Source organism: Exiguobacterium sp. KJ 601 (assembly GCF_027161185.1).
GTDB classification, from domain to species: Bacteria; Bacillota; Bacilli; order Exiguobacteriales; family Exiguobacteriaceae; genus Exiguobacterium; species Exiguobacterium profundum.
The window spans coordinates 1-7,505 of sequence record NZ_JADHZG010000010.1; the positions used below are offsets into that span (position 1 = coordinate 1).

A 7,505-nucleotide genomic window follows, 5' to 3' on the forward strand; every position below is an offset into this window, starting at 1 on the left:
TTGTTCTTGCCGATATAGAGGCGCTCTTTGTCCTCTGAGTCGATCATCGCGATCGCGTACGAACCGTGGAGGTCCGAAAGCGTCTTACGGAACGCCGCCTCGACATCGCCGAGCTCGACGAAGTGCTTCTCCATGAGCTGGACGATGACTTCTGTGTCCGTCTCTGAAAGGAACGGGACGTCGAGCGTCTTCTTGATGAGCTCGTCGTTCTCGATTACGCCGTTATGGACGAGCGTGAAGCGTCCTGTCGTGCTTTGATGCGGGTGGGCGTTCGGTACGCTCGGTACCCCGTGTGTTGCCCAACGTGTGTGGCCGATTCCAATCGTGCCGTCTACTTCTGCTGGGATGATTTCGCGTAGCGCAGCAATGCGACCGACTTCTTTGTGAACGTTGACATTCTCATGCATCAACGCAAGACCTGCCGAGTCATAACCACGGTACTCGAGTTTTTCAAGACCTTTGAGAAGGACTTCCTTCGCTCCGGTATTCCCAATCATTCCTACAATTCCACACATAAACAAATCTCCTCTATTCTTCGATTTCTCGAAAAAGGAAACGGGCTTTTTCTAAGAGCTGTCAGTACACGCTTCTTTGTCCGTCCGGTCGCCCGGGCGTTTTAAAAGCATGTTTGTCGTCGTGACAGGCGACGAGGAGGCATCCGCCGAAATCTCGATAACCTCCAACCTCGTCAACTCCGCAGAGTTCTGGCGCTTGTTCGTACTCTTGTGTCCTTCCGTTTCCAAGGTCACGCTCTTAATAGTACAAATCACACCCCCATTCGTCAAGAAAATCCGCTGTTTTCTCGATGACAAAACGGAAACAAAAAGGGAATCCGATGTGGATTCCCTTGTGTTATTCCCGGTTTTGAAAATTTTATCCGTCTACACCGTAATCTTCGCGTACGACTTGCGCGATTTTTTCAACGTAACGGTCACACTCTTCCGCTGTCGGGGCTTCAGCCATGACACGAACAAGTGGTTCTGTACCTGATGCACGGACGAGGATTCGACCGTTTCCGGCCATTTCCGCTTCCGCTTCTTGAATCGTTGCCAAGACACGCTCTCCGTTCATCGCATCGTTTTTATTCGTCACACGAATGTTCACGAGCTTTTGCGGATAAACTGGCATCTCTGCCGCTAATTCAGACAGTTTACGCCCTGTCGATTTCACGATTTCTGCCAATTGCACACCAGATAACATACCGTCACCCGTTGTCGAGTGATCGAGGAAAATCAAATGACCTGATTGTTCGCCACCGAGTGTATATTGATGTTTTTTCATTTCTTCAACGACATAGCGGTCACCCACTGCTGTTTGAAGCGCCGTCATGCCCGCTTCTTCAACGGCTTTATGGAAACCAAGGTTACTCATGACCGTCGCGACAATCGTGTTGTCTTTGAGACGCCCTTTTTCACTCAAGTATTTCCCGCAAATATACATGATCTTGTCTCCGTCGACGATTTCACCGTTCTCGTCAATCGCAATCAAACGGTCTCCGTCCCCATCGAAGGCAAGTCCCATGTCCGCTCCTTTTTCACGGACGAACTCAGCCAAATGCTCAGGGTGTGTCGATCCGACACCTTCGTTGATATTTAAACCGTTCGGCGAGTTTCCGATTGTCGACACGTTTGCTTCTAAGTCCGCAAACAGTCGAGCCGCAAGGCCGCTCGTCGCCCCATGTGCACAGTCAAGCGCAATGTGAAGACCATCGAAGTCTTCTTCTACCGTTTGTTTCAACATTTGAAGATACTTTTGCGCGCCTTCGTAGTAATCCGATACGAAACCGAGATCTTTCCCTGTCGGACGCGGGAGCGTATCTTCCGCAGCATCCAAGATGTCTTCAATTTCTTGCTCGGTCGCATCGTCTAATTTGAAACCATCGCTACCGAAGAATTTGATTCCGTTATCCGCCACAGGGTTATGCGATGCTGAAATCATGACACCTGCCGTCGCGTCGAGCGATTTCGTCAAGTAAGCGACTCCAGGTGTTGAGATGACACCGAGACGCATCACTTCTGCACCGATTGAGAGAAGACCCGCAATCAATGCACCTTCAAGCATATGTCCTGAAATCCGTGTGTCACGACCGATCAACACTTTCGGCTGTTCGCCTTCTGGCAAATGTTTCGACAACACGTAGCCACCCGCACGACCTAAACGATATGCTAATTCCGCAGTTAACTCAGAGTTGGCAACACCGCGAACTCCATCTGTTCCAAAATATTTACCCATAAGATTAAATCCTCACTTTTGTATGATTGAACATCTTTATTGAATGGAAGATGTTTCTGTTTCTTCATCGACACTCGTCAATTGAACATCGATTGTCTTTGGCGAGATCACGGTCACGCCTTTTGGTACTTCATAATCTGCATCGACCGCATGTGTTCCGCTCGGCAATCCGGTCAGATCTAACGTCACGTTGACACTGTTTGATGAGATGCTTTCAAGAAGGGAACGTTTGCCCGAGAGCGTCACGCTGACCACTTCTTGCGTTTGAATCGTGTAATTCGTCCGGTCATATCCACGGACAGTGATGGGGACGGTCAACCGAATCCGCTCTGTCAATTCACCCGTGTCATCTTTCGTCTCATCATTTGGACGAACGAGCACCTGGACTTCTACTTCTTTTTTACCGAGTGAAGTCGCTCCTTCCGGAAGACGAAGGGTAGCGGTCACTTTTTCCGACTTCGTTAAATCGTCAAGTTCAATCGGTTCCGTCTCCACTCGTTGGAGTTCATCTAACACCGCTTTTGGTGCAAAGACACGGACTTCCGTCTCACCTAGCAACGTATCAACTAAGCGGAAATCGTCTGCCACCTCTCCGCTCGTGACGACCTCGATTGGAATCATCGCACTTTCATTGTAAATCGGAACGGTGACATTGATGATATTCGGATCGACTGACACGTTCAACGGATTTCCATTCGCATCTAAAATGGTCGGTGGAATCTCACGAGTGAACGTCTGACTTTGATTGGCAACATCCACATTCAACGTGATTTCTTTGACGTTTTGAATCCGACTCGCACCACCTGTGACTTTTACAGTCGACGGTTCGATTTCGACATCGCCCGCGACTTTTCCGTCCGGTAATTGATCTTTGTTCAACAGATTCACGGACACAGGGACTTCAATCGTTTGTTTCCGATCGATATAGATTTCGACAGTCTCTCGATCTAGTTTGACATTGACGTCTCCGCCGAATCCACGCGCTTCGACCGGGACACGATGGAATCCGGTGCCAAGATTGGTCAAATCGACGAACACCTGATAATCTTTCACCAATTTCGTCATCGTTAAACTACTAGATGGCCCTTGAAGCTCGACACCCATCTCTTCCGGAACATTATATGCGACATACTGGACCTCATCGAAAAACACTTCGACCGGCACATCGAGCGTCATGGAACTTTGTCCGACGATTGGCAATGCGCTAGATGCGTTATTCGAAGAACTGGTCTCAGCGACCATTAAGTATAAAAGGACGGCTAAAGCAAGTGCGATGAAGCGGAGAAACCACTTATGTTGTAACCACTGATCAATCACTTACTTATCCCCTCCTTTTTTGCCGAAGAACGAGAGGGTCGCCTCTTTTTCTTCGATGACGAGTTCTTGAATTAATTTATTGCGAAGCGCTTCTTCGTCTAGTTCCCGATACAAGCGGCCCGCGATTGCAAGTGAGACTGCTCCCGTTTCTTCTGAGACGGTAAGAGTGACGCTATCCGTCACTTCACTGACCCCGATGGCTGCTCGGTGACGTGTCCCGAGTGCTTTATCGATGTGCGGGCTTTCCGAAAGCGGTAAATAGCAAGCTGCCGCCGCAATTTTCCCGTCCTGAATAATCATCGCGCCATCATGAAGCGGCGTATTCGGAATGAATAAGTTAATAATCAACTGGGATGTGATATGCGAGTCCATACGAATGCCGGTCTCCACATACTCGTTTAATCCCGTATCGCGTTCAATCGCAATCAATGCACCGATTCGCCGTTTTGACATGTACTGTGCGGAACTGACGATGGCTTCAATCATTTGTCGTTGTTGCTCCTCATCACTTGTTCCCGTACGACTGAATAAGTTACTCGTTCGTCCGAGGTGTTCAAGACCACGTCTCAACTCTGGCTGAAAAATGATGATAATTCCGAGGAGACCGTACGTGATCACCTGATTTAGCAAGAACTGGAGCGTCTTCAATCCGAAGAAACCGCTCAAGAACCAACTGACTAGAATGATGGAAATCCCTTTAATTAATTGTACTGCTTTTGTCCCACGCACAATCATCATCAACTTGTAAATGACATACGTGACGACGACGATATCTAAAACATCATTCAAATAATCGTACCAATGTACGTTTTCTGAAAGATTTAAAAATGAGAAAAATGATACTTGTTCAAGTAGCGGCAAATGCTCCCCTCCTCAACTACCTAGCTAAATCGTGCAAATTCCATTATATCATCATTTCTATAGATACGCATTGCGTCACGTCAAAACGAAACCAGATTGAAACGAAAAAAAGACGCCGGAAGCGTCTTTAGAAAAGTTGTTTCATCGAGTACCAAATCCATTCGAACATCTGATCGATCTGTTCGAGTTCACCTGTCACTTGACCGGCACTTGCTAAATAGGCACGACCATTGACGGCTGTCGCGTTCCCATTGACAGTACCTTCAATCCGTAAATCGCCACCTTGGACCGTGATGTCTTTTTCAACCGTGACACCGGCCGGGACAATGACTTCATTCTCAGATACGATCACACCTGGTACTTTTGTATAGGTCATCGTCTCTGAAGCGCTGCTCCATAGTCCGAGTGTCGCACTAGACATCAAACTAAAGAACAGTACGGCCGCAATCAAACCTGGGTGCCGTTGCAACCATTGCATTTGTTTCGAATGCGGTTTGCGTTCTTTTCGAACTGATTTTGAAAACGGTACGACGGGATCAGGTGCTGTTTGTACAGGAGTTTCAGGTAAAGCGGCCATCACTCGGGCCGTAAAATCTGCTGATAACTTTGGACGAGGCAATGCTTTCAGTTCTGCGTCGATTCGTTCATATTGTAGATACGATTCATATAATTCATCGTCCTCTAACAATTGACGCAATTCGTCAGATTCTTCGGGCAAAACGCCATCTTCCAAATATTGTTGTACTTTTTCTTCAGGAGTCAATTGAACCCCTCCCTATTTTGAAAGATTGTTTTTAACATTTCTCTTCCCCGGAAGATCCTTGTCTTAACCGTTGCGACCGGCATGTCGATCATCACGCTGATTTCTTTAAGCGACAAATCATCTACATATTTTAATAATAACGGAATGCGATATTTGTCTGGAAGTTGCTTGATTGCCTCATGCATTTCACTTCGAATTTCGCGATGAACCACTTGGGCATCGGGTTGGGGCGCTTCATCAGCTAAGTGGTCTTGATAAGTCAAACCGTCTGTACCCGCAATTTCGGCATCCATCGAATATTCAGGCTTCCGCTTCCTCAATCGGTCGATGGCAACGTTTGTCGTGATTCGATAGAGCCATGTTTTGAACTTATATTGCGCGTCGTACGTATCGATTCGTGTATAGGCACGAATGAACGCCTCTTGGGCAGCGTCCTCTGCTTCGCCACGATCATACAAAATTTTATAGGCGATTGCAAAGACGCCATCCTTGTATAGTTCTACCAGTTCGGCAAACGAATCGTGATTCCCCGCCCTCAATTCATCAACCAAACGGGTGGTCAGCCGTTCCATCAATCCACTTCCCCTCTCCGCTACACATGCGGTCATCTCTATATACGTCTTGATATTGAAATGGTTTCAAAAAATCAAAAAAAGTTTCCATCCCCATTGTAGCAAACGGGTTTGGAAACTGTAAGGAAATCAGACGGTTTCGCCTTCCAATAACAGGTTTTCTTTAGATTTTATAATCGTTTCACATAAGCGATAGGCCAACTGAGCCGTCACGTCATCCCGGTCTAATGCCGGATTTAACTCGACGAGCTCTACTGCGATCAAGTCTTCTGCTTGCATCGCTTCTTTTAAAATCGCTTTGGCTTCGACTTCTGTCAAACCGCCGTCAACCGGTGTACCTGTTCCAGGAACGAGGGATGCATCGAGACTATCCATATCGAAACTGATATAAAAACGGTCTACTCGTTCACGAAGATAACTCAATGACTCTTTCATGATGACATCCACGCCACGCGTACGTACTTCTTCTACTGTAATGACTTTGATACCGAGTCGATTGATTTCATTCATTTCTCCTTCATCGATATCACGCAGGGCAATATAAACTAAATGCTCTGGTGATAGCTTCGGATCACGTCCGCCCACTTCTGTCAGACGCACGTCGCCCATCCCCATCGCTGCCGCAAGTGGCATTCCGTGAATATTCCCCGACGGTGATGTTTCGCCTGTATTTAAGTCAGCGTGAGCATCCACCCAAATGACTCCATAAGGACCTGTTTGAGCCAATCCAGCAAGAGTACCGATTGCCATACTATGATCGCCCCCAACGATCAAAGGGAATCGATTTTCCGAAATTTCACGATGTACGACTTCTGCCAATTCCGTGACGGTATGCAAGACACCATCAACCCGTTTTAAGTGTTCTTCATTTTCTCGAATTTCAGATTCTGGCAAGACACGAATCGTATGTTTGACCGTTTCTGTCGGAAGAAGTTGTTGCATCCCCATTTCATTTAACTTTGTCGGTCCTTGATCGACCCCTAATTTCCCCTGACCGTAACGCAGCGGCACGTGAATATATGACCATTGCATCGCCATTCCCCCTTTATACGCTTGATAGTTAAATTGTAAACGCTATCATTTGTTTGGTTCAACTCAGCATAATGATGAATAAACATGCAAAAAGGCAGCCTGAATGGTGGCAGGCTGCCTTTCTCTGTACTCTCAATTGAATGGTTCATGGTTTTAGGCAAAAAAAAACTTAAGTCATCACTAACTTAAGAAAAAAACATATGGTGGAGCCTAGCGGGATCGAACCGCTGACCTCCTGCGTGCAAGGCAGGCGCTCTCCCAGCTGAGCTAAGGCCCCAATACAGGGATAAGAATATGGAGCGGAAGACGGGATTCGAACCCGCGACCCCGACCTTGGCAAGGTCGTATTCTACCACTGAACTACTTCCGCAAAAAATGGTGAGCCATGCAGGGCTCGAACCTGCGACCCTCTGATTAAAAGTCAGATGCTCTACCAACTGAGCTAATGGCTCAAACCTGGTGGGGGGGGGCGGATTCGAACCGCCGAACCCGAAGGAGCGGATTTACAGTCCGCCGCGTTTAGCCACTTCGCTACCCCCCCGAGGAGTGCCGGCGAAAGGATTCGAACCCTCGACCCTCTGATTACAAGTCAGATGCTCTACCAACTGAGCTACACCGGCATATATATAGGTTTGATGTAATAAATAAAGATGGTGGAGGATGACGGGATCGAACCGCCGACCCCCTGCTTGTAAGGCAGGTGCTCTCCCAGCTGAGCTAATCCTCCA

6 protein-coding genes, 6 tRNA genes and 1 pseudogene are annotated in these 7,505 nt (G+C 47.6%); all 13 read right to left on the bottom strand.

Annotated features, from left to right (window positions below):
- A pseudogene (locus tag IRJ25_RS14995) lies at positions 1–515 on the bottom strand (glutamine--fructose-6-phosphate transaminase (isomerizing)); the annotation flags it as partial.
- 358 nt (positions 516–873) lie between these two features.
- On the bottom strand, positions 874–2,232 hold the full coding sequence (gene glmM / locus IRJ25_RS15000; RefSeq protein ID WP_078147859.1) for a phosphoglucosamine mutase: 1,359 nt from the start codon (positions 2,230–2,232) through the stop codon (positions 874–876).
- Between the two features lie 36 nt (positions 2,233–2,268).
- Positions 2,269–3,549, bottom strand: a complete 1,281-nt coding sequence (locus IRJ25_RS15005; protein WP_214784132.1) for a CdaR family protein — start codon at positions 3,547–3,549, stop codon at positions 2,269–2,271.
- Positions 3,550–4,410 (bottom strand): diadenylate cyclase CdaA, encoded by an 861-nt coding sequence (gene cdaA / locus IRJ25_RS15010; RefSeq protein WP_012727638.1) that lies wholly within the window; start codon positions 4,408–4,410, stop codon positions 3,550–3,552.
- Positions 4,411–4,537: 127 nt separating this feature from the next.
- Positions 4,538–5,173: an RseA family anti-sigma factor gene (locus IRJ25_RS15015; protein ID WP_078147861.1), complete on the bottom strand. Its 636-nt coding sequence runs from the start codon at positions 5,171–5,173 to the stop codon at positions 4,538–4,540.
- The gene (gene sigW, locus IRJ25_RS15020; RefSeq protein WP_012727640.1) at positions 5,170–5,745 is read right to left on the bottom strand and encodes an RNA polymerase sigma factor SigW; all 576 of its coding nucleotides are present in this window, start codon (positions 5,743–5,745) and stop codon (positions 5,170–5,172) included. Before sigW ends, IRJ25_RS15015 begins: the two co-directional genes overlap by 4 nt.
- Before the next feature lie 129 nt (positions 5,746–5,874).
- Positions 5,875–6,777, bottom strand: a complete 903-nt coding sequence (gene rocF / locus IRJ25_RS15025; RefSeq protein ID WP_074035370.1) for an arginase — start codon at positions 6,775–6,777, stop codon at positions 5,875–5,877.
- A 201-nt stretch (positions 6,778–6,978) separates the two neighbouring features.
- Positions 6,979–7,054 (bottom strand) — tRNA-Ala (locus tag IRJ25_RS15030).
- An 18-nt stretch (positions 7,055–7,072) separates the two neighbouring features.
- Positions 7,073–7,147, bottom strand: a tRNA-Gly gene (locus IRJ25_RS15035).
- Between the two features lie 6 nt (positions 7,148–7,153).
- A tRNA-Lys gene (locus tag IRJ25_RS15040) sits at positions 7,154–7,229 on the bottom strand.
- A 5-nt stretch (positions 7,230–7,234) separates the two neighbouring features.
- Positions 7,235–7,318: transfer RNA gene (locus IRJ25_RS15045), tRNA-Tyr, on the bottom strand.
- 6 nt (positions 7,319–7,324) lie between these two features.
- A tRNA-Thr gene (locus IRJ25_RS15050) sits at positions 7,325–7,397 on the bottom strand.
- Between the two features lie 31 nt (positions 7,398–7,428).
- Positions 7,429–7,504 (bottom strand) — tRNA-Val (locus tag IRJ25_RS15055).
- Between the last annotated feature and the right edge of the window lies 1 nt (position 7,505).

Bases quoted from the DNA above. Each gene is read 5' to 3' on its own strand.
- glmM (WP_078147859.1), bottom strand. From the start codon at position 2,232: ATGGGTAAATATTTTGGAACAGATGGAGTTCGCGGTGTTGCCAACTCT.
- sigW (WP_012727640.1), bottom strand. From the start codon at position 5,745: ATGGAACGGCTGACCACCCGTTTGGTTGATGAATTGAGGGCGGGGAAT.
- rocF (WP_074035370.1), bottom strand. From the start codon at position 6,777: ATGCAATGGTCATATATTCACGTGCCGCTGCGTTACGGTCAGGGGAAA.